The organism is Agrobacterium deltaense RV3 (genome assembly GCF_900013505.1).
Taxonomy (GTDB): Bacteria; Pseudomonadota; Alphaproteobacteria; order Rhizobiales; family Rhizobiaceae; genus Agrobacterium; species Agrobacterium leguminum.
Genome location: NZ_LT009745.1, coordinates 2,427,471 through 2,452,066, shown reverse-complemented (window position 1 = coordinate 2,452,066; position 24,596 = coordinate 2,427,471). Strand labels below are relative to the sequence as shown.

General features: G+C 60.4%; 23 protein-coding genes. 17 read left to right on the top strand and 6 right to left on the bottom strand.

Annotated elements, in window-relative coordinates:
- The first annotated feature begins 111 nt into the window (after positions 1-111).
- The 4 genes from AGR7B_RS12400 (at position 112) to AGR7B_RS12385 (ending at position 3,901) form a co-directional block, all read left to right on the top strand.
- Positions 112-753, top strand: a complete 642-nt coding sequence (locus AGR7B_RS12400; RefSeq protein WP_162934125.1) for a TetR/AcrR family transcriptional regulator — start codon at positions 112-114, stop codon at positions 751-753.
- Between the two features lie 160 nt (positions 754-913).
- Entirely contained in the window at positions 914-1,588 is a 675-nt protein-coding gene (locus tag AGR7B_RS12395; RefSeq protein ID WP_078051626.1) for a response regulator transcription factor, read from the top strand.
- Between the two features lie 35 nt (positions 1,589-1,623).
- Positions 1,624-3,018, top strand: a complete 1,395-nt coding sequence (locus AGR7B_RS12390; RefSeq protein WP_198939071.1) for a sensor histidine kinase — start codon at positions 1,624-1,626, stop codon at positions 3,016-3,018.
- A gap of 253 nt (positions 3,019-3,271) precedes the next feature.
- On the top strand, positions 3,272-3,901 hold the full coding sequence (locus AGR7B_RS12385; RefSeq protein ID WP_078051914.1) for an outer membrane protein: 630 nt from the start codon (positions 3,272-3,274) through the stop codon (positions 3,899-3,901).
- Positions 3,902-4,033: 132 nt separating this feature from the next.
- Here the strand turns inward: AGR7B_RS12385 and AGR7B_RS12380 are convergent, their stop codons facing one another.
- The gene (locus AGR7B_RS12380; RefSeq protein WP_004433166.1) at positions 4,034-4,423 is read right to left on the bottom strand and encodes a hypothetical protein; all 390 of its coding nucleotides are present in this window, start codon (positions 4,421-4,423) and stop codon (positions 4,034-4,036) included.
- Positions 4,424-4,546: 123 nt separating this feature from the next.
- Entirely contained in the window at positions 4,547-4,978 is a 432-nt protein-coding gene (locus tag AGR7B_RS12375; RefSeq protein WP_004433168.1) for a MarR family winged helix-turn-helix transcriptional regulator, read from the bottom strand.
- 205 nt (positions 4,979-5,183) lie between these two features.
- Between AGR7B_RS12375 and graD the strand changes: the two genes are divergently transcribed.
- The 7 genes from graD to AGR7B_RS12340 all read left to right on the top strand — a co-directional run bounded on the left by graD (position 5,184) and on the right by AGR7B_RS12340 (position 11,876).
- Entirely contained in the window at positions 5,184-5,723 is a 540-nt protein-coding gene (gene graD, locus AGR7B_RS12370) for an FADH(2)-dependent resorcinol hydroxylase reductase component (protein ID WP_020810141.1), read from the top strand.
- A 93-nt stretch (positions 5,724-5,816) separates the two neighbouring features.
- Positions 5,817-7,046 carry an FADH(2)-dependent resorcinol hydroxylase oxygenase component gene (graA, locus tag AGR7B_RS12365; protein ID WP_078051628.1) on the top strand — a complete coding sequence of 410 codons (1,230 nt, stop codon included), beginning with the start codon at positions 5,817-5,819 and terminating at the stop codon, positions 7,044-7,046.
- Positions 7,047-7,092: 46 nt separating this feature from the next.
- Complete coding sequence (gene tsdA, locus AGR7B_RS12360) at positions 7,093-8,076, top strand: gamma-resorcylate decarboxylase (protein ID WP_059755140.1); 984 nt, start codon at positions 7,093-7,095, stop codon at positions 8,074-8,076.
- A 3-nt stretch (positions 8,077-8,079) separates the two neighbouring features.
- Positions 8,080-9,135 (top strand): maleylacetate reductase, encoded by a 1,056-nt coding sequence (gene graC, locus AGR7B_RS12355; RefSeq protein ID WP_080856753.1) that lies wholly within the window; start codon positions 8,080-8,082, stop codon positions 9,133-9,135.
- Between the two features lie 15 nt (positions 9,136-9,150).
- Positions 9,151-10,038, top strand: a complete 888-nt coding sequence (gene graB / locus AGR7B_RS12350; RefSeq protein WP_080856752.1) for a hydroxyquinol 1,2-dioxygenase — start codon at positions 9,151-9,153, stop codon at positions 10,036-10,038.
- Entirely contained in the window at positions 10,035-10,373 is a 339-nt protein-coding gene (locus tag AGR7B_RS12345) for a YciI family protein (protein WP_065656212.1), read from the top strand. The genes graB and AGR7B_RS12345 overlap by 4 nt, the downstream gene beginning before the upstream one ends.
- 216 nt (positions 10,374-10,589) lie before the next feature.
- Positions 10,590-11,876 (top strand): MFS transporter, encoded by a 1,287-nt coding sequence (locus tag AGR7B_RS12340; protein WP_161987859.1) that lies wholly within the window; start codon positions 10,590-10,592, stop codon positions 11,874-11,876.
- A gap of 99 nt (positions 11,877-11,975) precedes the next feature.
- Here the strand turns inward: AGR7B_RS12340 and telA are convergent, their stop codons facing one another.
- From telA to mprF, 3 genes are all read right to left on the bottom strand, one after another.
- Entirely contained in the window at positions 11,976-13,304 is a 1,329-nt protein-coding gene (gene telA, locus AGR7B_RS12335) for a telomere resolvase TelA (protein ID WP_080856750.1), read from the bottom strand.
- Positions 13,305-13,525: 221 nt separating this feature from the next.
- On the bottom strand, positions 13,526-14,911 hold the full coding sequence (locus AGR7B_RS12330; protein ID WP_162934124.1) for a virulence factor: 1,386 nt from the start codon (positions 14,909-14,911) through the stop codon (positions 13,526-13,528).
- Positions 14,908-17,508 carry a bifunctional lysylphosphatidylglycerol flippase/synthetase MprF gene (gene mprF / locus AGR7B_RS12325; RefSeq protein ID WP_080856748.1) on the bottom strand — a complete coding sequence of 867 codons (2,601 nt, stop codon included), beginning with the start codon at positions 17,506-17,508 and terminating at the stop codon, positions 14,908-14,910. Before mprF ends, AGR7B_RS12330 begins: the two co-directional genes overlap by 4 nt.
- A gap of 274 nt (positions 17,509-17,782) precedes the next feature.
- On the opposite strand from mprF, the gene AGR7B_RS12320 reads away from it, so the two are divergent.
- Complete coding sequence (locus tag AGR7B_RS12320; RefSeq protein WP_078051636.1) at positions 17,783-18,076, top strand: hypothetical protein; 294 nt, start codon at positions 17,783-17,785, stop codon at positions 18,074-18,076.
- Between the two features lie 55 nt (positions 18,077-18,131).
- Here AGR7B_RS12320 and AGR7B_RS12315 read toward each other — a convergent pair whose 3' ends face one another.
- Entirely contained in the window at positions 18,132-19,172 is a 1,041-nt protein-coding gene (locus AGR7B_RS12315; RefSeq protein ID WP_080857092.1) for a dipeptidase, read from the bottom strand.
- A 233-nt stretch (positions 19,173-19,405) separates the two neighbouring features.
- Between AGR7B_RS12315 and AGR7B_RS12310 the strand changes: the two genes are divergently transcribed.
- Genes AGR7B_RS12310 through AGR7B_RS12290 form a run of 5 tightly spaced genes read left to right on the top strand, consistent with a single transcriptional unit; the run spans position 19,406 to position 24,487 of the window.
- Positions 19,406-21,001 carry an ABC transporter substrate-binding protein gene (locus tag AGR7B_RS12310; RefSeq protein ID WP_065656218.1) on the top strand — a complete coding sequence of 532 codons (1,596 nt, stop codon included), beginning with the start codon at positions 19,406-19,408 and terminating at the stop codon, positions 20,999-21,001.
- Between the two features lie 2 nt (positions 21,002-21,003).
- Positions 21,004-22,017, top strand: a complete 1,014-nt coding sequence (locus AGR7B_RS12305; RefSeq protein ID WP_065656219.1) for an ABC transporter permease — start codon at positions 21,004-21,006, stop codon at positions 22,015-22,017.
- Positions 22,014-22,916 (top strand): nickel transporter permease, encoded by a 903-nt coding sequence (gene nikC / locus AGR7B_RS12300; protein ID WP_004433196.1) that lies wholly within the window; start codon positions 22,014-22,016, stop codon positions 22,914-22,916. Before AGR7B_RS12305 ends, nikC begins: the two co-directional genes overlap by 4 nt.
- 3 nt (positions 22,917-22,919) lie before the next feature.
- Positions 22,920-23,750 carry an ABC transporter ATP-binding protein gene (locus AGR7B_RS12295; RefSeq protein WP_004443518.1) on the top strand — a complete coding sequence of 277 codons (831 nt, stop codon included), beginning with the start codon at positions 22,920-22,922 and terminating at the stop codon, positions 23,748-23,750.
- Complete coding sequence (locus AGR7B_RS12290; protein ID WP_080856747.1) at positions 23,747-24,487, top strand: ABC transporter ATP-binding protein; 741 nt, start codon at positions 23,747-23,749, stop codon at positions 24,485-24,487. Before AGR7B_RS12295 ends, AGR7B_RS12290 begins: the two co-directional genes overlap by 4 nt.
- Positions 24,488-24,596: the final 109 nt, after the last annotated feature.

Below are 24,596 nucleotides of genomic sequence, written 5' to 3'. Positions count from 1 at the left end.
GCTAAGCGGGAATGTACACTTGTGTCAATTTACAAAACACAATTGTCTTTCCTTTTGACATGGGTGTACATCCCGCTTGTCGCGAAGAGACCGATTTGCTACGAACGCGTCATGGACGCGACATTGAACGACACCGGCTGGCGTGGATCGCAGGAGGGGTGGCTTGAGGCCGCCTATCAGGCTTTGCTGGAATCGGGCGTGGATTCCGTCAAAATCCTGCCTTTGGCGAAAAAGCTAAATCTGTCGCGCACGAGCTTCTACTGGTTCTTCAAGGACCGGGAGGAATTGCTGGCCGCGCTTCTCGCCCGCTGGCGGGAAAAAAATACCGGAAGCATCGTCCGGCAATCCGAAGCCTATGCCGAGACGCTGGCCGAAGCCATGCTGAATGTTTTCGACTGCTGGCTGGATCCCGCGCTTTTCGACAGCAGATTTGAATTCGCCGTTCGAAGCTGGGCCCTTCAGTCCGACGAGATTCTTGCGGAGGTTCGCAAGGCCGACGAGATGAGAATGACGGCGCTTGCACGTATGTTCGTGCGGTTCGGCCACAATGAAAACACGGCGGATGTGCGTGCCCGGACCACCTATCTGGTGCAGATCGGCTACATTTCCATGCAGTCCGAGGAAGATGTGGCGGTGCGGATGCAGAGGATTCCGGACTATATCGCCATCTATACCGGTGAGATGCCGCAGCAGCGTGAGCTTGACCGATTTTATGCGAGACACGGGTACAGGCCTGCAACGGCGCAACCGTGACATTTCCAGAGTGAGGTCATCGTAAAACGCACGCAGTGCCGTCGGATTATCTGCTGCAAGGTGGTAGAAGTCGAATTGTCTGCCCGCCCTCCTGCAATGTAGCTGCAACATTTCTCGACCAGTGGTGGGGATGGCAAGGATCCGTTTCCGGGGGAAGTCGTTGCGAATCTTGCTTCTTGAGGATGAACCCGAAATGGCGCGCGCGCTTCTCGAAGCCCTGCGCCGGCGCGATGTGCTTGCCGATCATGTCCGCACCATCAGCGATGCTGACGCCCTTGCGCGGGACGGGTCTTACGATGTTCTGGTTCTGGATCGCCGCCTTCCCGATGGCGAGGGGCTGAACCTGGTGGCTTCGCTTCGGCGGAGCAGGCATTCCGTGCCGATCCTTGTTCTGACAGCGCTTGGAAGTGTCGATCACCGTGTCGACGGGCTCGATGCCGGAGCGGATGATTATCTTGCCAAGCCCTTTGCAATTGAGGAGCTGCTCGCCCGCCTCAGGGCTCTCCATAGACGCGGCCCTTCTCTTTCCGACAAATATGCGCATTTCGGAAATCTGAGCATCGATCCGCGCAGCAATGAAGTCAGCATTGCCGGCTCCATCATCGAGTTGCGGCGTCGGGAATATCTGGTGCTGGAGGCGCTGATGCGGCGTCCGAACCGCATCGTTACGCGGTCGAACCTGATCGAGGCGGTCTATACGCTCGATGACGAGATCGAGTCCAACGCTCTCGATGCGCATATTTCCCGTATCAGGAAGAAGCTGGCGCAGGCTGAAGCCACCGTGGAGATAAGGGCCGTGCGGAATATCGGTTATCTCATCCGGTTGAAGACATGAGACAGGAGCGCAATCGATCCCTGCGATGGGGGCTGATGAAGCGTCTTTTCGCATTGCAGGCGTTCCTGCTCGTTCTTTTTGTCATCCTTCTCATCGGCTGGATATGGATCATCGATCCACGGCTCGAAGGTGCGAATGAAGAGGCTGCCCGCATCGTCGCGGAGAGCGTGACGAAGGACGGACAGGGCAGGCCGCAACTGTCGGCGACGCCGGAACTGGCGGAGTTGAAACGGCGCTATCCGAAACTCTGGTTTGTGGTGCGCGACGCCGATGACATCGTATTGCAATATGGCGCTGTCCCGGGGCCTGCCCTGTCGGCGGTATTTCCCCGAAGTTTTGACCGTGCGCGTCTGGAGGCGGCGGGAACGCTCCGTGCCACCGTTGAAAACCGCGACACAGCCGCCGGGCGGCTTCAGTTCATTGCCGGAACGGAGGAAGGAATTCCCAATGACGGGCTTAGCATCTGGATCAATGTTCAGCTGGATCTGGAAAAGGATGCCGAGGGCGCCATCCGCTGGCTGACCGTGTTGCCGGCGCTGGGCTTCATCATTCTCATCGCCGTCGTGCCCATGCTGATCCTGACGGGCATTGCGACATTGCTCGTGACCCCGCGGGCGGTGGGCCGTTCCCTGAGCGGGCTGATGGAAACCGTCAAACAGGCGCAGTCCATCGATTTCGAGAACCGTTCCGAGCGTATCGACCGTTCGAAAGTTCCCCTTGAAATCATCCCGCTGGTGGATGCCTTCAACGTTGCGCTGTCGAGGCTCGATGACGGGTATAATCGCCGCAACCGCTTTCTCGCCGATGCGGCGCATGAACTGCGGACGCCGATCGCAATCGTGCGCACCAGAGCCGACCTCTTGCCCGATGACGCGCTGAGCCGGCAGATCAGGGCCGATATCGACCGCTTGACCCGCGTTGCGCATCAACTACTGGAAATGCAGGCGGTGGGTGCGGTGAAACTGCCGGCGGAGCCGCGCGATCTCAATAGGCTTGTCGAGCGCATCGCGACCGATCTCGCCCCGATTGCGATGGATGCCGGTTACGAGTTCGATTTCGAGCCCGGTGAGGGCGAAGTCGTCTTCACGGTGCAGACGTCGATTATCGAGATGGCGGTCGTCAATCTTGTGCGCAACGCGATAGACCATGCTGGCGGCAAGGGCGCAATTACGATCCGGGTCGATCCGGCGGGGGCCATCGAGGTCTGCGATGAAGGGCCGGGCATACCTCTCCCGGAGCGCGCGCAGGTATTCGAGCCGTTTCACCGCATCAATACGAACTCGCCCGGAGCAGGCCTTGGGTTAAATCTGGTCCAGAAGGCGGCGGAGCTTCATTGCGGCCGTGTTCTGTTTGTCGATCTCAATCCCGGCTTTTGTGTCCGGCTCGAAATTCGATCTATAGTTTCGAAAGGCCCTGCGACCGCTCTCTGATAATGAAATTTCTTGCGATTCGGTTAAGAAAATAGATCTAACTTATTTAAATTACTAAATAATTTCTAATAAAATTCATTCCATGCAATGCAGGCGCAATTCTCGCGGGGAAAATTCCCTTATCTGCTGAACGCATCCGCACGTCATGTCGGCTGGCGTAGCAGACTAACGGGAGCCGGTTTCCGGTTCTTCAACGCGAACTGAAACTTGGCTGCGCCAGAAGATGGCGCATCGGTTTCGTCTGGAGTCATTCATGTCGATCGTCAAGAAATCGCTTGTCGCCGTGGCCATCGCCGTCACGGTTGCAGGCAATGCCTATTCCGCCGATCTTACCAACTACAATACGCAGCAATCCTTCGATTACGGCAGTCCGCCGGCCTTCTCCTGGGGCGGGGCCTATGTGGGTGCGCATGGTGGCGTCGCTTCCCCGAAATTCAACCCATTGGCCAGCGGCCGCGGCCTGACGGGCGGTGTTCAGGCCGGTTATAACTTCCAGTTCGGTTCCGGCGTGGTCGGTGCGGAACTCGAAGGTTCCTATCTCGGGAATGAGGCGCGTGTGCCGAACGGTCGTTTGCGGGAGCGTTTCCGGGGCGCGGCCAAGGCGAAGGCCGGCGTGGCGCTCGACCAGACGCTGGTTTACGGCACCGCCGGCCTGACCACGACAAAGTTCAGGGACGGAAACGGCGTGACAGGTCCCGATGGCTGGAAACAGGGCTATCTGGTCGGCGCAGGCGTCGAACAGAGTTTCGGCGGCGGCCTGTCGGCGAAGTTCGAATATAATTATGTGAGCACTGGAAATGTGGCCACGACGACCGCCAGCGGCAAATCGAAAACCGATGTCAGCGATCATGTCATCAAGGCCGGCCTGAATTATCGCTTCTGATCGGCCCTTCCCATGACAGATTCCAGGGAGAATTTTCAAAAGAACGCCGCCGCTTTCGGTCTGGAAGCGGCGGTGAAAAAGGGCGGGGCGCGGCACATGCGGAACCGGGCCAAAATTTGAATCCCGGATCGGTCATTCGCATTCGAGCGAAGGTTGCCGGAAGCTCGTAACATACCATTCGCTCCCGGAGTTGCGGGTGTAGAAGGTATAGAAGCAGTCGATGCGCTCGATATAGGCCGGCGTTTCGGACACTTCGTAACGTTCGCCACGCCGTGTTGTCCGCACCTCGCCACTCGACGATCCGGCGACAGCCTGCGTCTTGTTTTTCCGCCATTGATAGGCCTGCTGGCCGGGACCCAGACTATAGATATTGTCCGGTGGCCCATAGTCCAGCATCACGCTGGTGATGGGCGCGCCGATATAGCTTTTCATGACAGTTGAGGCGCAGGCCGTAAGCAGTATCGATGCGCCGGCGATAAGGAAGATTGCTGCCGGGACTGCAAGGGACGATCTGTTGGACATGGAAGTTCCTTTCTGCGGTGACGTTCGCAGGGATAGAAACCGGTTATTGCAAGTACATTGCACGGGAAACGCCGGGCGAGGCGGGTGGCTGCCGCCGAAGCGTCGATGCCCGAATTGCCGCTATCAGAGGCCGGCAATGTTGCGGCCGATATGGCGCAGGATGCTTTTGAAGAGTTTCACTTCGGCCGGGTCGAGGCCTTCGATTGCGGTTTTTTCGAACATGGCGGCGATGGGCATGAGTTCATCGGCCAGTTCCTCGCCCTTCGGGGTAAGGGTGATGCGCACGATGCGCGCATTGTCGAGCGGCCGTTCGCGGCTGACGAGGTTACGCCGGACCATCAGCCCCACAAGCCGGGACAGCGTGGAAATCTCCACCGATACCATGTCTGAAAGCTCGGTCAGCGTCTTGCTCTCCTGCTGCCGCAGCGTCGCCAGCACGCGATACATCGGCAGGGTGATGTCATAGGAGGCCAGTCTTACCGAAAAGCGCTCGCCAAGCCGAACGCCCACCCAGTTGAGCAGGTAGGGTACCGAATCGGTGAATTGATAGGACACGAGCAAATCCCCGTTTGAGAACCATCTGCGCAGATGCTGATGTGCGCCTATCGGCTGTACCGGCACAATCCATCCGTTTCAATAGCTTCGCCCCCTAAGACGGGGGAATGCGGCGTTCTCCCCTGCACAAAAAATGACAAACAACATTTGCATTGACAAACGTTGCAAACGCAAATAAATAGAATGCAGGATTTGGGAGGATCTCATGACATCAGCATTGTTTGGCCTGAGCAGCCTTGCGCCTGAAGGCGTCGGTCAGAATTTCCGTTCAACAATGCGTCGTTTTCCGGCGACTGTGACGGTTATCACGGCCTGTGCTTCGGGTGATCAGCGCGATCACGGCATGACGGTCACGGCCGTCACTTCGGTCTCGATGGAGCCTCCGTCCCTGCTGGTTTGCCTGAACAATCGCACCCTGCTGCATGAACTGCTGCTGTGCCGACCCGATTTCATCGTCAATGTGCTGACGCAGGATCAGATTGCCCTGTCGGATGCCTTTAGCGGCAAGGTGTCGCCGGAAGAGCGTTTCCGCGACGGTCAATGGCAGCGCCACGACAATGGCGTTCTCTATCTGCCCACGGCCCATGCCGCCATCGCCTGCCGCCGGGTCGCGGCCATGCCTTACGGAACCCATACCGTCTTCATCGGGCAGGTTGTCTCGGCCGATGTCAGCGAGACGACACGGCCGTTGCTTTACGAAAACGCCCAATATTGCGCCGCAAGCCCCGCGAGCCTGCCCGCCTGATCATTGCCGCCCAGATAATCCCGGCGAGATAACGCCTGGCCAGCAACATCCGGCCGGTAAAGTCCGGCCAGTAAAGTCCGCAAGGAGACAATCATGAACGATATGAGCCATGCGCCGCTGCCGGCGCAAACGAACCCGCGTGCCCGCCTCGCAAGCCGCGTTACCGGCATAGCCGATCTTTTCCGGGCGAGCGCCAGACAGACGGAGGAGGCCCGGCGCGTTCCGGCCAGCCACATCGAGGCGCTTCGTGGAATCGGTTATTTCGATATCGTCAAACCCCGCGCCTTCGGCGGCAAGGGCGGTGACTTCGCCGAGCTCGTCGAGGCCAATATCGAGCTTTCGGCCGCCTGTGCGTCGACCGGCTGGGTCGCTGGCCTGCTGTCGGCCCATCAATGGCTGCTGGCGATGTTTCCGGAAGAGGCGCAGACCGATGTCTGGGGTGAAAACCCCGATGCACTGCTATGCGGCTCCTATGCGCCGGTGAAGATGGCGGAGCTCGCGGATGGCGGTTACCGCCTCAGCGGCAAATGGGCTTTCGCCTCGGGCTGCGAGAATGCGCAATGGTCTCTCTGCGCCGCCATTCTGCCGCCGCAGGGCGAGGGCAAGCCGGTTCCGGCCTTCCTGCTCGTTCCCGCGAGCGAATATACCATTGAAGATACCTGGCATGTGGTGGGGCTGGCCGGCACGGGTTCCAAGACGCTCGTTCTCGACGATGTCTTCGTTCCCGGACATCGGGTTCTGACCTTTCCGGACGCCACCAGCGGAAAGACGCCCGGTGGAAAATATTATGCCGAGGAAGGCCTGTTCAACATGCCGCTTCTGACCGGCATTCCCTCCTGTCTCGCGGCGGCCGGCGTCGGCGCGGCCAGGGGTGCGCTTGCGGCTTACGTCGATCATGTCGGCGGCCGGGTGACGCGCGGTGCGGTGGCGGGCGGCAATAATCGCATGGCCGAATTTCCGACCATCCAGCTGCGCGTTGCGGAAGCAGCGGCGAGCGTCGATGCGGCTTGCGAAATATTGCTGCGCGATGTTGCCCGCGCACAGGCGCTCTCGCAGGCAAGGATCGAAGGCCGGGCGGAATTTACGGTGGATGACCGTCTTCTCAGCCGTCGCGGCCAGTCCTTTGCGGTGTCTCTCGCCCTGCGCGCCGTGCAGGCGCTCAACGATTCCACCGGCGGCGTCGGGCTCGATCTTTCCAACCCGGTGCAGCGGGCTTGGCGGGATGCGAACGCGGTCGGCCGCCATATCAGCATGAACTGGGACGCCGTGGGCACCATGATCGGCCAGAGCATGCTCGGGCTGGAACCCAAGGGCCAATATTGATCGCCTCTCGGGCGGTAAATCATAGAGTGAATTCGGAGGAAACCACATGCAAGGCAAGGTCGCTCTCGAGGAGCATTTCGCAATCCCGGAAACGCTTCAGGATTCGGCCGGGTTCGTGCCCGGCGATTACTGGAAGGAACTGCAGCACCGCCTGCTCGACATTCAGGATACGCGCCTGAAGCTGATGGATGCGCATGGCATCGAAACCATGATCCTGTCGCTGAACGCGCCGGCGGTGCAGGCCATTCCCGACAGGAAGAAGGCGATCGAGATCGCGCGGCGAGCGAACGACGTCCTCGCCGAAGAATGCGCCAGGCGGCCGGATCGTTTCCTCGCCTTCGCAGCCCTGCCATTGCAGGACCCTGACGCGGCGACGCAGGAGCTTCAGCGCTGCGTCAACGATCTCGGTTTCGTCGGCGCGCTCGTCAATGGTTTCAGCCAGGAGGGCGATGGCCAGACGCCGCTTTATTACGACCTGCCGCAATATCGCCCATTCTGGGGCGAGGTGGAAAAGCTCGATGTGCCCTTCTACCTGCATCCGCGCAACCCGCTGCCGCAGGATTCGCGCATCTATGACGGCCATCCCTGGCTGCTTGGCCCCACCTGGGCTTTCGCGCAGGAAACGGCCGTGCACGCGTTGCGCCTGATGGCGTCCGGCCTGTTCGACGAACATCCGCGGCTCAACATCATCCTCGGGCATATGGGCGAGGGCCTGCCCTACATGATGTGGCGCATCGACCACCGCAATGCCTGGGTGAAGCTGCCGCCGCGTTATCCGGCCAAGCGCCGTTTCGTGGATTATTTCAACGAGAATTTCCACATCACCACCTCGGGCAATTTCCGCACCCAGACGCTGATCGACGCCATTCTGGAAATAGGTGCGGATCGCATCCTGTTTTCCACGGACTGGCCCTTTGAGAATATCGACCACGCCTCCGACTGGTTCAACGCGACGACCATCGCCGAGGCCGACCGGGTGAAGATCGGCCGCACCAATGCGCGCCGCCTGTTCAAGCTCGACGGGCGCTGAACCATGCAGCCGTTCGTCTATATGGCCGCGCCCGCCCGCATCGTTTTCGGCGCGGGCAGCTCGGCGGGCGCGGCGGAGGAAATCCGCCGCCTTGGCCTGTCGCAGGCGCTGGTGCTTTCCACGCCGCAGCAGAAGGGCGACGCGGAGGCGCTTGCCGCCCGGCTCGGCCGGCTTGCCGTGGGTGTCTTCTCCGATGCGGCCATGCATACGCCGGTCGAGGTGACGAAAAACGCGGTCGAAGCCTATCGTGCCACCGGATCGGATTGCGTTGTCGCGCTCGGCGGCGGCTCCACCACCGGTCTCGGCAAGGCCATTGCGCTGCGCACCGATGCGGCGCAGATCGTCATCCCGACCACCTATGCCGGCTCCGAGGTGACGCCCATTCTCGGCCAGACGGAAAACGGGGTGAAGACGACCATACGCGGGCCGGAAATCCTGCCGGAAGTGGTGATTTACGATGCGGAACTGACGCTCGGATTGCCGGTCGCCATCAGCATGACGAGCGGGCTGAACGCCATGGCGCACGCGGCGGAGGCGCTTTACGCGCAGGACCGCAATCCCATCGCCAGCCTGATGGCGGTTGAGGGATTGCGGGCGATGATCGAGGCGCTTCCCGGCGTGAAGGCTGCGCCGCAGGATGTCAAAGCGCGCGAGACCGCGCTTTATGGTGCGTGGCTGTGCGGCACGGTGCTTGGCGCCGTCGGCATGTCGCTGCATCACAAGCTTTGCCACACGCTGGGCGGCAGTCTCGATCTGCCGCACGCGGAAACCCATGCGGTGCTTCTGCCGCATACCATCGCCTATGTGGAACAGGCGGTGCCGGATCTGCTTGCGCCGCTTGCTTCTCTAGTGGGCGGCAGGGCAGGGACGGGGCTCTACGATTTTGCCGCCCGGCTCGGCGCGCCGTCGAGCCTTTCGGCTCTCGGGGTTCGGTCGGACGATCTCGACCGCATGGCGGAGCTTGCAACGGCCAATCCTTACTGGTGCCCGCGGCCAATCGAAAAAACTGCGATCCGCGACCTTTTGCAACGGGCCTTCGAGGGCGCGCGGCCGGAGTGATGGGAGGAGGAGACGATAGATATGAAGATGAGCAATGATGACGGTTACTTCGTCGAGGAACGTTCGGCTGAAACCGTGATCGCGCGCATGCGCGACTGTGACGATCCGCGTCTGAAGGAAATCATGGCGGTGGTGACGCGCAAGCTGCATGAGGCGGTGAAGGAAATCGAACCGACCGAGGAGGAGTGGATGAAGGCCATTCATTTCCTCACCGAGGTCGGCCAGATCTGCAATGAATGGCGGCAGGAATGGATCCTGTTTTCCGATATTCTCGGCGTCTCCATGCTGGTCGACGCCATCAACCATCGCAAGCCAAGCGGCGCGTCGGAATCGACCGTTCTCGGCCCCTTCCATGTCGCGGATGCGCCGGAAATGCCGATGGGTGCGAATATTTGCCTCGATGGCAAGGGCGAGGATATGGTGGTCACCGGCCGCATCCTCGATACATACGGCGCGCCGGTCGCCGGCGCACGCATCGATGTCTGGCAGGCCAATGACGAAGGTTTTTATGACGTGCAGCAGAAGGGCATCCAGCCCGATTTCAACCTGCGCGGCGTCTTCATCACCGGCGAGGACGGGCGCTACTGGTTCCGGGCGGCGAAGCCGAAATATTATCCGATCCCGGATGACGGTCCGGTCGGGCAGCTGCTGCGCGCCATGGGGCGGCATCCCTACCGGCCGGCGCATCTGCACTATATCGTTTCGGCCGAAGGCTTCGCCACGCTCGTCACCCATATCTTCGATCCCGACGATCCCTATATCCGTTCGGATGCGGTCTTCGGCGTGAAGGAGAGCCTGCTCGCCGATTTCCAGCGGGTGGATGATGCGCAGAAGGCGCGGGACCTGGGTTTCATCGGCGACTGGTTTTGGTCGGTGAACCACGATTTCGTGCTCGCCCGATGAGCGGCGGGAGCGACCGAACCCGGCTTTACGTGCGTTTCGCCGAAAGCGATCCCGCCGCGGCCGCACAACGGGCGGCGCAGATAGAGGCTCACAAGGCCCATCTGCGCAATGGTGAGGCGATGGCGGAAGGGTTCAAGATTCTTGTCTCCGGCCCGATGAGCGCGGTTGCCGACGGCCCATCCGCCGCCCTCATTATTGCGCAGGCGCGCTCGATCGAAGACGTCATCGCCTTCAGCGATGCCGACCCATTCGTCATTCACGGTGTTTATAACCGCATTCATATTTTGAGCTGGACGCCGACGTTGTCGACGATTTCCGGGCTGGAGCCTGGCTGAATTTCGTCGGCGCGGTTCGCCTGGCATTTGTTAATATTTCATTTGCAATTTTTGCAAATGCAACATTTAATCGAAGGCGGGATGCTGGCGATATGTGCGTGACAGGAGCAGGGCACATATCAGTGTGGAGCACGCCGGGCACTCACGGAGGATATCGCAGGAACGGGAGACGCTTATCCATACCGGATGGCGCGTTCATGCGTGAAAGGGAGGAACATGTCCACGAATTATCTGAGCGCCGCGTCAGCGCGGACGAAGAACCCGGCCGGCGTTATCGCGACATGCGGCCTGATGATCATGTTTGACGGTTACGATCTCGTCGTTTACGGCGCCGTCGCACCGGCACTCTTGAAAGAAGGAGCATGGGCGCTCAATCCGGCCATGGTCGGGCGCGCCGCCGCGCTGACGCTGGTAGGCATGCTGCTGGGCGCGCTTTTTGCCGGCACCATGGCCGACCGCATCGGTCGCCGCAAAGTGGTTCTTCTCAGCCTCGCCGGTTTTTCGGCGATGATGATCGCCTCGGCCATGACGCCGAATTTTCTCGCCTTCGAAATCACGCGCTTCTTCGCGGGTCTCGGGCTTGGCGCGCTGTTGCCGACGGTCACCGCGCTGGTGCTGGAATTTTCGCCGCCGCATCGCAGGGCGCAGGCCAATTCCCTGTCTTTCCTCGGTTATCTTGTCGGCGGCATCATTTCTGGCGTCATGGGCATTCTCCTTCTGGAGACCTATGGCTGGCGGCCCTTGATGCTGATCGGCGGCCTGCCGCTTATTCTTCTGCCGATCTTCATGCGGTTCCTGCCGGAATCGCCCGAATGGCTGGCAAGTAAGGGCCGGCAGGCGGAGGCTGACGGCATTTGCGACAGCTACGGTCTGCAACGCATCGTGCCGCATGCGAAAATTCAAAAGGGCGGTGTCGGCGCGCTGTTCTCGGAAGGCCGGTTGCTCTCGACGCTGAATGCCTGGGGCATCCACTTCTGCTCGCTGCTTCTCACCTTCGGCATGGTCAACTGGCTGCCCACCATCATGAACAAGATGGGTTATGACATCAGCTCGGCGCTCAGCTTTTCCGTCATGCTCAATGTCGGGGCTGCGATCGGCATCCTCATCGGCGGTCGGTTTGCGGATAAGGGCAATGTCAAGGTGGTCGTGGCGATCCTGTTTGCCATCGGCGCCGCCTCGATCTTCGCCCTGACGGTGAACAAGGGTCCGCTTCTTTATGCCTTCGTCGCCCTTGCAGGTGCGGGCACCATCGGCACGCAGATTCTCGCCAATGTTCTGGTGGGACGGCTCTACCCCGTTCATATTCGCGGCACGGGTCTCGGCTTTTCGCTGGCGGTTGGGCGGCTCGGCGGCATTGCCGGCCCGATGATCGGCGGCCTCGTGCTTCAGCGGGGTCTGGCGCCCGAGTGGAACTTCTACATTTTCGGCTCGGTCGCACTTGTGGGGCTGATGCTGACGGTATTGACCCTGCTTTACCGCACCTCCGGTGACGCGCGGGTTTGATGAATGAAACGGCTGGCCGCGGAGAACTGAAATCCGCGGCCGGAGCATTTCCGCCAAAGCTGCCGAGCAGTTTTACGCCCGGAAAATGACGTTAACGCATCATGCCTTGCGGGACACCGGCGCTATTGTCGCCATCTGTTGCAACGTCCGTTCGTTGATGCGTTTGGCCCGCGCCAGCGCATCGTCGCGATCTTCCGGCAGTGTATAGGTCATATAGGACAGCGAGGTTTCGAGGTCGTTGTTGTTATGTCCGAGAATGGCGGCGAAGTAGCTGTTCTTGGTCACATGCGGCGGCGCGAAATTGTGAAAGGCCACCTCGGCATAGAGGTGCCGGAGGCCATAGGGCTTGGGCAGCTCTTCCTTCGGCCAGAGATCCTCGAACAGGTTAAAAACCGTGTCCCGGAGCAGCAGGCGGGTTTCCGACGAAAAATCGTCGATCGACATGCCATGCCACAATTTTCCCTGTCCGCTTTCGCGCAGGCGCCTATAGGCGGCCAGAATGGTTTCCGAGCGGGCAAGCACCGGGATTTCATAGGTAATCCCGAATTTCGTTCCTTCGCCCTGTTTCGTCTTGGCCTGGCCGTTGAACAGGAGGCTCCATTTGGAGACGCCCTTGCCATAGGGGGCCGGCGAAAATTCGGCCTGGGTGAAGACCTCGTAGGGGCGGCGCCCGGTCATGCCGATAAGGCCGATGCCGATCATCAGGGGATCGGCGGACAGGAGCTTATCGGCGCAAATCTTCAGAACCTGCCGGTAATTCTCGAAGGTGATCAGCGCGCCGTGCTTTCTGGCGATCTTCTCCATCTTCACCCGGCGCGCATCGTCATACATCGCGGCATCGCCGGTGGCGATCTTCAGCATCGGGTGGTCGTCGCCGAAGGCCTCGCGGATGGCGTTGCGATATTTGGTGATGTAGGAGATGATCGTTGTCTGGGCTCTGCCCTTCATGGTGCTGATTTCAGCATTCCACAGGGACTGCATCTCTTCTTTCGTTCCCATGCCGTTCATCGCCGAAATGAAATCCGCGATGCGCAGCAGAACGGTCGGCTTGCGACCGGCGGTATTGAACTCCGCCCGCTCAATTTTTTCGACGATGGAGGTCGCCACGCCGGTTTTCGTATAGTCGGCGCGCGCAATATAGGTGTTCAGCCGCTCGCGCAGCTTTTTCATGTTGCAGATGGCAAGCGGCGTGCTCTTGACGCCGAACTCCGCCTTCAGCGCATTGCGATATTTCATGATGTAGAGTTCAAGCGTCTTTTCGGTGCGGCCATTGTCGAAATGGTAGCGGACCTCGGCATCCCACAAATCGCGGATTTTTCTGTTGCGCAGCGTGTCATCGCTCTTCATCGCCTCTTTGACCTGGCCGACGAAATGATCGATGCGTTCCACGAGGACTGGTGTTTTCGTCTTTCGCTTTGAAGCGGGCATGCGGCGGCTCCCTGAACCCGTCCGGAAATATAAAATCCATGGTTGGCGATCAACAGCAGCACGGTTGCGGAAATGTGATGAACATCCACTGCAGGCCGGTTTCTTTTGAATAATAGTTTAAGCGATTCCGCAAGCACGGCCGCGACGCGAAGAAGCATCGGCGATGCATTCGCCGCCGAAGATCATCCTAGACGCGGGATTTCGGCCGATGGGGATGCAGGTTATTTCGGAAGCCGGGTCTTCAGCGACGTCACGATACGCTTGGCCAGTCCCTCATAGTCCTCGTCAAAATGGTGACCGCCCTCGATGCCGACTGCTTCCACGCCCTTGGCTTTCAGGCCGGGGCAGGGGTCTTCATCTTCTTCTTCCGTGCCATAGATGCATTGCACCAGCTTCGGATCAATCTTGGCGATGTCATCCACCGTCTTGCCGCCCTTGCCTTCACCGGCAACGCCAAGCCAGCCTTCGACGGAAATCTCGAAATCCACTTCGGTCGAAAGTCCCATCAGGGTCAGTTGCACGACATGCGACTTGTCGCGGTCCGGCAGCAGATTATAGGTGGCGGGAAGAATATCGGCACCGAAGGAATAGCCGATCAACACCACATTGCGGACTTTCCATTCCTTGCGATAGGTGTCGATGATGCGGCCGAGATCTGTGGCGACCTCCTGCGGTTTCTTTTCCTTCCAGAAATAGCGGAGCGAATCGACGCCGATGACGGGTATGCCTTCCTTCTGGAAGGCGCCGCCCACTTCCTCGTCGAGATCGCGCCAGCCGCCATCGCCGGAATAGATCACCGCCATGGTGTCCATCACCGGGCTGGTTTCCAGAACCTTGATCGGCAGGCCGAGCGGGCTGTCCGTGTCGCCCGCGGCGTCGATCTGGTCGGACAGGGTCTGGGTCAGAACCTCGTCCGCCTTGTCATCCACATCCGTCACGTCGATATCGGGATGCAGCTTGACGAGCGCGTTGACGTGATCGCGGCCCTTCTGATCCGCAGCAGGCGTGAACAGCACGCTGACGGGGGCGGGCAGCGGCCCGTCGGTCAGGCCATAGACCGTTTCGCCATTCGCCTTGTCCTTGGTGGCGGGGGTGCAGAGGATTTTCTCAAGCGGCAGGCCGGCCTTGGGGTCGACGGCGATGGCTTCCCGGACGGTGGAGACGGGGCTCTGCGCAATCATCGCCAGCGCCAGCGTTCCGCCCTTGCCGATGCCGGTGAGGATGGGCTGGCGATAGCTGCTCGTGCCGGCGGTGCGCTGGATCTGCTGCGAGAGCGACTCGATGTCCGAGATCATATAGATGCACTCGTCATCATCGGCCTCGAGCGCCTTCAGATATTCCTTGAAATCGATACCGACCACGGCTGCGCCCTTTTCCACCAGCGCCTTGGCGCGGGTCTCATCGGCAGCCGTCCATCCGTCCGCATCAGAAATCAGGAAGACGCTGGCGAGAATTTCGCCATCCGGCACCATGATATGCTCGGAAGGGATCATGCCGGTCTCGTAAGCGGGCTTGTCCTGCGCAAAAACGGCGCCAGAAACAAACAAGGGGGAGGCGAACAGGGCGGAGGCGGCAAGAACCGCTTTCAGCATGCTGGGTTTTCTCATTTTCCGATCACTCCTCTGACGCCGCCGCTGATGAGAACCGTCGCGTCCATCAGCGCCAGAGCGGCGTCTGCGCCGTTCTGCACGGCAAGGTAACGCGGTTCCCATTTCGGGTGGAACTTCGCCTTGAAGGCGCGAAGTCCCTTGAAGTTGTAGAAACGTTCGCCGTGTTCGAACAGCGTGCTGCCGATGCGGTCCCAGACGGGGGCGGCGTCGCGTTTCGACATGCCGGACATGGGGGCCATGCCGAGATTGAAGCTCTCGTAGCCCGCCTCGCGCAGATATTGCATGATGCTGACGAAGAGAAAATCCATCGAGCCGCGCGGCGCATCCGGCGAAAAACGCATGAGGTCGACGGTGGCTTCCTTTTTCGTGTCCGTCACCATCAGATTGGCGAAGGCGGTGATCTTTCCATCCTTGCGCAGCACGGCGACGGGTTGCGACAGGATGTAATCCGGCTCGAAAGCGCCAAGCGAGAAGCGCTTTTCCCGGGTATTGTGGTGGGCGAGCCAGCCATCGGAGACCTGTTTCAGCTCATCCAGAATATCCGCCACCTGCGCCTGTTCGACCACCTCGAAGGTCAATCCGTCGCGCGCGCCGCGGCTCAGCGACTGGCGAAGATTGGCGAGCTTGCCGCCCTTCAGTTCGAATGCGGTGAGATCGACCAATGCCAGTTCGCCGAGCTTGAAGGCGCGCAGGCCCGCATCGGCGCAATGGGAGAGGAGGAAAGGCGAAATCTGGTAGAAGGCGGCGCGCGCACCGGCGCCACGGGCGGCTTCCACGAATTGCCAGACCAGATCCGGAAAATCATCCTCATCGCCGACCGGATCGGCAAACGCGATCCATGAGCGGCCCTGGATGCCATACATGATGAAGGCGTTGCCGCTTTCGGAGAACATCACGTGTTTGTCGCCCATGCGCACCAGATTGGCGTCGGCCGCATCCTGTTTCATGACGATGCCGGTCGCACTCGTGACGTCGTCGGCCTTGATGGCGTCCGGCCTGAAGGCCACCGGCCGCATCAGGCTGAAGATGGCGATGGTGGAGGAGGCAAGCACGAGGCCGAGAAGGGCGCGCAATCCGCGCGGCGCTTCCTCGGAGAATTCGAACTGCCACCATAATGTCTGGCTGTAATCCGTATCGCGATAAACGAAGAGCAGGATTGTCGCCGCGCCGGCAATGATGACGGCCATGGCGGCGAGCCAGCTTGGGCCCAGCGCCTGCTTAACCAGCGAGGCATGGCGGTTGAAGCTGCGCATATTGACGGAGAGGGCCGCAATGAAGACGCCGAGGATGGCGGCTTCGAACACGGCGATGGCCTTGAGGAGCGAGAGGACCAGCGCCAGCGAGGCGGCGACCAGCGCAATCCACCAGGCGCCGTCAAGCCGCTGCCCGAGGCCGCGCGAAGCGACGACAAGCACGAGGCCGAGAATGCTCGTGAGAAAATGCGCCGCTTCAACGATGGGAAGCGGTACGAAATTGGAGAGGAAATCCAGATTGCTGTCCGGCGTCGGCGTCACACTCGAGAAGATCAGCATGGTGCCGAGGATCATCGCGAAGGTCGATAGCAGCGGCGGCGCGAGCCTGACGGCAAGCTGGCTGATATCGGAGACAACAGGCTTTGCCGCGAACTGCTTCATCTCCGAGACGAGCATGACCAGAATGGCCACCACCAGCGGCAGCACGTGATAGATCACGCGGTAGAGAACGAGGCTTCCGAGCAGCTGATCGACGCTGATGGCGTTGCCAAGCCCCGCAACCATGACGGTTTCAAAGACGCCGAGGCCGGCGGGCACATGGCTGAGCACACCGAGGCCGACGGCGGTGGCGTAGATGGCGAAAAATGTCGGCCAGCCGAGATGCGTGTCGGGCAGCAGGACATAAAGCACGGAGGCGGAGGCGGCGATATCGAAGGCGGAGACCAGGAACTGGCGCGACGATGTCCGGCTGTCCGGGAGACGAAGCCGCCATGCGCCGAGCCGGATGGCGCGCCCGTTGCGCCCGACATAGGCGGCCGCCACGAGAATTGCGATTATGGCAAGCGCTGCACCCCTGAGAATAACGGCATCGACGCCGATGATGGCGGCGATGCGCGGTGCGACGATGAAGGTGGAGATGGCGCTGACCGAAAGCAGCCCAAGCCCGAAGGACAGCGTGACGAAGGCGATGACGCGGGCGATTTCGCCGGGCGACAGACCCAGCCGGGAATAGGCACGAAAGCGGATGGCGCCACCGCTCAAGGGGCCGAAACCGGCGGTATTGCCAATGGCATAGGCCGCAAACGCAGTTGCCGCCATGGGCGGAAAGGGCAGCTTACGGCCGATATATTCGATGGCATTGGCGTCGTAGAATATCAGCGCCAGAAAGCTGAGCGCGGTGAAAACGATGGCGAGCAGCACCGCCGAGGCCGAGGTCTGTGTCAGCGCATCGATGACGTCGTCATAGCGGACTTCGGAGGTCAGGTGATAGATGGCGAAAGTCATCATCACAAAGACCAGCGTGATGGCGATCGCGGTCAGATAGGGTCGGTTTCTGGCAAAAAAGCTTTCAACCGCAGATTCCGTAACATCGGTTTGTGTAATTTCGCTCTTGTCTGCCATTTACTTTGCCCAGCGCCAGTTCCTGTTGGCGAACCACAGGATTGTGTCGCTAATTCGTTTAGGTTGAGGAAATGTGATTAGCAGAAAAGCATGAAGTGTCGATGCGAAGTTTATGTCCGATCATGCGTGAATTTCACCGGTTGGGCGCTGAAAATACAACTATGGAATGCATGATCGGCGGTATTGTTCCGAATGACGCCAAATTGACCGTTGCGGTTGCTTGGTGGTGCCGTTTGATGCGACTACACGCTCCTTTCGATTGAAGGAGATGCCAATGAACAAGCCCACAAGAATAGTCGTTTCGCTCGTCGTCGCCCTTGTGGCGGGCGGCGGATACATGGCGGTGGATAAGATGCGCGGCGCCGAATGGGTCGTTTCGCCGCAACAGATCGCGGAGGCCAAGGCAAAAGGGCAGATGGGTTATGAATCCCGTCCGGGCACCGTGACTGTGTTGCCGATCCGCAGCGAGACGGCGGATGTGCTGCCGATGAAATGGGCGCTGATCGGTGTCGTCGCCGGGCTTCTGGCTTTCCGGGCGACCGGCAAGAAAAAAGCGGCAAAGGCTTAAGGGCCTGCCGCTCACATCTCCGGCGCTTTGCGCCGGAGATAAATTGCAATATGCCTCACGCGCCCCAGGTTTTTTCGAGCACACGGATCCAGTTGCCGTGGCAGATTTTGGCGAGCGCCTCGTCGTCATAACCACCCTTGCGCAGGGCTTCGACCAGCAATTGCAGGTCGGCTGCGTCCTTCATGGCGGCGGGAATGGTGGTGCCGTCGAAATCCGAACCGAGCGCGACGTGATCGATGCCGATGCGGTTGACGATATAGTCCACGTGGCGGACGAGTTCGCTGAGATCGGTGTCCGGATTTTTCACGCCGTCCTGACGCAGGAACAGAACGCCGAAATTGATGCCTGCGAGGCCGCCCGTGTCGCGGATGGCGTCAAGTTGACGATCCGTCAGGTTGCGGCTGTGATTGCACAGCGCATAGGCGTTGGAGTGCGACGCCACCAGCGGCGCGTCGGAAATCCCGGCAATGTCCCAGAAACCCTGCTCGTTCATGTGCGACAGGTCGACCATGATCTTCAGCTCGTTGCAGGTCTTTATCAGCCTCTTGCCGGCATCAGTGAGGCCGGGGCCGATATCCGGCGTCGAGGGGAAACGGAAGGGAACGCCGTAAGCGAAGATGTTCGGGCGGCTCCAGACCGGCCCGAGCGTGCGCAGGCCCGCTTCGTAGAGAACGTGGAGCGCATCCAGATCGGCGCCGATCGCCTCCGCACCTTCGATATGGAAGACGGAAGCGAAAGCGTCCTCTGCCATGGCGTTGCGGATATCGGCGGCCGTGCGGCAGACCTTGAGCGCGCCTGAGGATTGTTTTTCGGCCCGGAACAAAAGGCCGGCCATGGCAAGCGTTGCCTTCAGCGCATCCGCCTCGGTCGGCGTCGGGTAGTCGCCGTTGGCGTCCTTGTCCATGCTGGGCGAAGGCACATAGGCGGCGCAGAGGCCACCGGCCAGCCCGCCTTTCTTGGCGCGGGGCAGGTCGATGTGGCCGATGGTATCCCCTTCGATGAGAAGCGTTTCGGGGGAAACATTGCCCGATCGCCATAACCGCAGCAGCACGTCGTTGTGGCCGTCGAAGACGGGTACGGTTTTTTGATCGGTCATGGTCATTCACCTTCGGAAATGGGATTGCGCGGACGCGCGTGCGGACGAGTTTTCTGAATTGGTAGAGGAAAGGTCAAGGCGGGAGCAAATGCAATCCGTGCATAGGCTCTGCCAAATTTGGAATTGGTCGGGCCTCGTTTGCTCGTGGTAATCGCGGGAAAACATAAAAAAAACGACTGGATTGGGGCAAACCCACCATTTTCCGAAAAATAAGGTCCGAAAGGGGATTTTCGATGATTTCAAGACGCAACCTGTTGATTGCCGGCGCTGCCGTTCCGTTCCTTTCTTATGCGCGCATTCCGGCCTTTGCCGCGACGCCGAAGGATATTCTGGTTGTTGCGCAGCAGCTGGACAATATGACGAGCCTTGACCCGCATGAAGGTTTCGAAGCCGTCGGCGGTGAAATCATCTCCAACATGTATCAGAAGCTGGTGCGCGCCAACCGTGAGGATTCGACCAAGGTCGATCCGGTCATCGCGAAATCCTGGGAAGCCGATGCGGACAGCAAGGTCTTCACCTTCACGATCAGTGACGAGGCGACCTTCGCGAGCGGCGCCAAGGTCACGGCGGAAGACGTCGCCTTCTCGCTGCAGCGTGCCATCAAGATGAACAAGAGCCCGGCCTTCATCATCAGCCAGTTCGGCTTCACGCCCGACAATGCCGAGACGACTATCGTTGCCACTGATGACAAGACGGTGAAGCTGACGACGGCAAAGCCGACCGCCATCTCCTTCCTGCTTTATTGCCTCTCCGCCAATATCGGCGCGATCGTCGAAAAGAAGGCGGTTCTCGCCAATGCGTCGGGCGAAGACCTCGGCAATGGCTGGCTGCAGAAGAACAGCGCCGGCTCTGGCGACTTCGTGCTACAGGCCTGGAAGCCGAGCGAAAGCGTTGCGCTCACCGTCAACCCGAACGGTCCTTACAAGGGCAATATCAAGCGCATCATCCTGCGCCACGTCACCGATCCGTCTTCCCAGCTGCTGATGCTGCAGAAGGGCGATATCGACATTGCCCGCGACCTGACGTCGGAACAGCTGCGCACCGTCAAGGACGATGCGAATATCGAACTGGAGCGCAAGTCCATTGCCTCGCTGGTGCTGATCTCGCTCAACCAGGGCAATGAGAACCTCGCCAAGCCGCAGGTCTGGCAGGCCATCAAGTGGGCGCTGGACTACAAGGGCATGCAGGAAAACATCGTGCCGCTGACGCACGAAATCCACCAGAGCTTCGAGCCGAAGGGCTTCCCCGGCGCCGTCAACGACATTCCGTACCAGCGCGACGTCGAAAAGGCCAAGGCGCTGATGGCGGAAGCCGGTCTTGCCGATGGTTTCGAGATCAGCATGGATCACTATTCCGCCCAGCCTTACCCGGATCTGGCGCAGGCCATTCAGGCGAACCTTGCCGATATCGGCATCAAGGTGCGTCTGCAATCGGCTGAAAATCGTCAGGTTCTGACGAAGATGCGCGCGCGTGAGCACCAGATGGCGCTTTCCGCATGGGGCACGGATTATTTCGATCCGCATTCCAACGCCGATGTCTTCAACATCAACAAGGACAATGGCGACGACGCCAAGTCGAAGCCCTTCCTGTGGCGTTCGCGCTTCAAGAACGACGACTTCGCCGCCAAGGCCGAAGCCGCGCGTGACGAGAAGGATCCTGCAAAGCGCGTGGAGCTTTATGAAGCCCTGCAACGCGAGCACATGGAAAACAGCCCCTTCGTCTTCATGTTCCAGACCACGAAGACGGCAGCCTTCCGCAAGGGTGTTTCCGGCTTCGAACTCGGCGTTCTCTCCGAGGGCAATTCCTACCACGATGCGAAGAAAGCGTGACATTGAACAAGCGCGTTAAAAGCATATCGTCGATACTGGGCAGCGTCCTTCTGACGCTGTTCGGTTTGATGATCATCACCTTCATGATCGGGCGTGTGATGCCCGTCGATCCCGTCATCGCGGCGGTCGGCGATAACGCGCCCGAAGACGTCATCGTGCGGGTGCGGGCCGAAATGGGTCTCGACCAGCCGCTGGTCGTGCAGTTCTTCCATTATGTCTCGCAGGTCCTGCATGGCGATTTCGGCAATTCGATCCTGACCCGCAATCCGGTCTGGATCGATATCAAGCGCGTTTTCCCCGCCACCTTCGAACTTGCCACCGCAGCTCTCATCCTTGCTGCGCTGATCGGCATTCCGCTCGGTGTCTGGGCGGCCGTCAAGCAGGGTAAGCTGACCGATCAGGTCATCCGCGTCGTCTGCCTTGCCGGCCATTCCGTGCCGGTCTTCATGCTGGCGCTGATTTCGCTGCTGGTGTTCTATGCCACGCTTGGCGTCGCGCCGGGGCCGGGCCGGCAGGACATCATCTATGACGGCATGATCACGCAGGTTACCGGCCTGATGACGGTCGACACGCTGCTTGCGGGCGACTGGGACGCCTTTTACGACGCCATCGCCCATATGGTGCAGCCGGTCTGCATCCTCGCCTATTTCAGCATGGCCTATATCACCCGCATGACGCGCGCCTTCATGATCGACGCGCTGAAGGGTGAATATGTCATCACCGCCCGCGCCAAGGGGCTTTCGGCCATGACCGTGATCTGGGGGCATGCCTTCCCGACGGTCGCCGTGCAGCTCATCACGGTTCTCGCGCTCACCTATGCCGGTCTTCTCGAAGGTGCGGTGGTGACGGAAACCGTGTTCAGCTGGCCGGGTCTCGGCCAATATCTCACCGTCTCGCTCATGAACGCGGACATGAACCCCGTCGTCGGAGCAACCCTGTTGATCGGCTTCATCTATGTCGCCCTCAACCTGCTCGCAGACGTGCTTTACAGAGTTATGGATCCTCGCGTTCGATGATGTTAGCTAATTTCAGAAACTGGGCGCTGGATGAGACGCCGCATTCGCGAACACAGGCTGCCTGGGGCAACCGGTATCGCATCTGGCTCAATCTCAAGTCCAACCCGCTGGCGGTGATCGGGCTTACGATCATCGTTCTCTTCATCGCGCTGTCGCTGCTGGCGCCGCTGCTTGCCCCTTACGATCCGGCGACGCAGAACCTCGGCAATCGCTTAGCGTTTCCGAGCGCCGAACACTGGTTCGGCACGGATGAGCTCGGTCGCGATATTCTCTCGCGCATTCTCTATGGCGGCCGCGTCACGCTCGGCATGGTCATTGCCGTCGTCGTTCTCGTCGCACCCATTGGCCTCGCCATCGGCTGCATCGCCGGTTATTTCGGCGGCATCGTCGATACGGTGCTGATGCGGGTGACGGACGTATTCCTGGCCTTCCCGCGCCTCATTCTGGCGCTCGCCTTCGTCGCGGCGCTGAAGCCCGGCGTTGAAAGCGCCATTCTCGCCATCGCGCTCACCGCCTGGCCGCCCTATGCGCGTCTGGCGCGCGCCGAAACCATGACGGTGCGCGGCAGCGATTTCGTTGCGGCTTATAGGCTGACCGGTGCTTCCGCCTGGCGCATCATCGCCCGGCATATCGCGCCGCTCTGCGTGCCGAGCCTTATCGTGCGCATCACGCTCGACATGAGCTCGATCATCATCACCGCCGCCAGCCTCGGCTTCCTCGGCATGGGCGCGCAGCCGCCTTCGCCGGAATGGGGCGCGATGATTGCGACAGCCAAGCGCTTCATCTTCGAACAATGGTGGGTCGCCACCATTCCCGGCATCGCCATCTTCCTCGTTTCGCTCGCCTTCAATTTCCTTGGCGATGGCCTGCGCGACGTTCTCGACCCGAAGGGACATTGAGCCATGCTGGTCGAAATCGAAAATCTGAAGATCGCTTTCCAGACCCGCACCAGCCGTTTCGAGGCCGTGCGCGGTGTTTCCATGAAGCTCGGCACTGAAAAGCTTGGCATCGTCGGCGAGTCCGGTTCCGGCAAGAGCCTGACGGCGCGTGCGCTAATGAAGCTTCTCCCCTCCAATGCGGATATCCGCGCCGACAAGCTCGCCTTCGACGGCATCGACGTGTTGTCCGCCAGCGAAAGGCAGATGCGCCAGATCCGCGGCAAGCGGGCGGGCTTCATCCTGCAGGACCCGAAATATTCGCTGAACCCGGTAAAGACCATCGGCGCGCAGGTGGCTGAAGCCTGGCGCACCCACAAGGGCGGCAGCAAGCGTGCCGCCATGGAAGCGGCCATCGCGCTTCTCGATCAGGTGAAGATCCGCAATCCGCGCCAGGTTGCCTCATCCTATGCGCATGAGGTTTCCGGCGGCATGGGCCAGCGCGTGATGATCGCCATGATGCTCGCGCCCGATCCGGAACTGCTGATCGCCGACGAACCGACCAGCGCGCTTGACGCCACGGTGCAGGCTGAAATCCTGCGGCTGATCGAGGAGCTGGTATCGGAACGCGGCATGGGCCTCATCCTCATCAGCCACGACCTGCCGCTCGTGTCGCATTTCTGCGACCGCGTCGCTGTCATGTATTCAGGCCGGGTGATGGAGGAACTGAAGGCTTCCGAGCTTTTGAAAGCCCAGCATCCTTACACGCAGGGACTGCTGAACTGCATTCCCTCGCTGACGCATCCGCGCGAGCGTCTTCCCGTTCTCAACCGTGATGCAGCGTGGTCCAGCCAATGATCGACGTCGATAATCTCCGTATCAAGTTCGGCGACCGCGAAGTGGTAAAGGGCGTGTCCTTTTCGGTGGAAAAGGGCGGCAGCTTCGGCATCGTCGGCGAAAGCGGCTCGGGCAAGTCCACCATCCTGCGCGCCATGGCCGGCCTCAACGAAAGTTGGGAAGGCCGCATCGCCTTTGCCGGCAAGGATGCGCCGCTGAAGCGCACGCCGGAATTCTTCCGGCAGGTGCAGATGGTGTTTCAGGATCCTTACGGGTCGCTGCATCCGCGCCAGACCATCGACCGCATTCTCAGCGAATTGCCGCTGGTGCATGGCATGGACAATATCGAAAAGCGCATCCAGCAGGCGCTCTCGGATGTGGCGTTGCCGCAGGCGGTGCGCTTCCGTTTCCCGCACCAGCTTTCCGGCGGCCAGCGCCAGCGCGTGGCCATTGCCCGTGCGCTGATCGCCGATCCGCAGGTGCTGCTGCTCGACGAGCCGACGTCGGCGCTCGATGTTTCGGTGCAGGCGGAAATTCTGAACCTGTTGCAGGACCTGCGCGCGGCGCGCAACCTCACCTATATTCTCGTCAGCCACAATCTGGCGGTCATCGCGCATCTGTGCCCGCGGGTTGGCGTGATGCTGAACGGCGAAATGGTGGAGCAACTGAGCGCTGGCGATCTGCGCGAAGGCCGCACGAAACATCCGCATACGGAAGAGCTGCGCAGCCTGAGCATCCGGCTGGAAGAGCCGGCCTGAGTCCCCGCTACCAAGGATCGAGCGGGCGCCACGAGTTTCTTCTCCCCGAGGGGGAGAAGTCCGCGGCAGCGGGATGAGGGGGCAAGCTTCCCGTAAATCTCTACCGTTG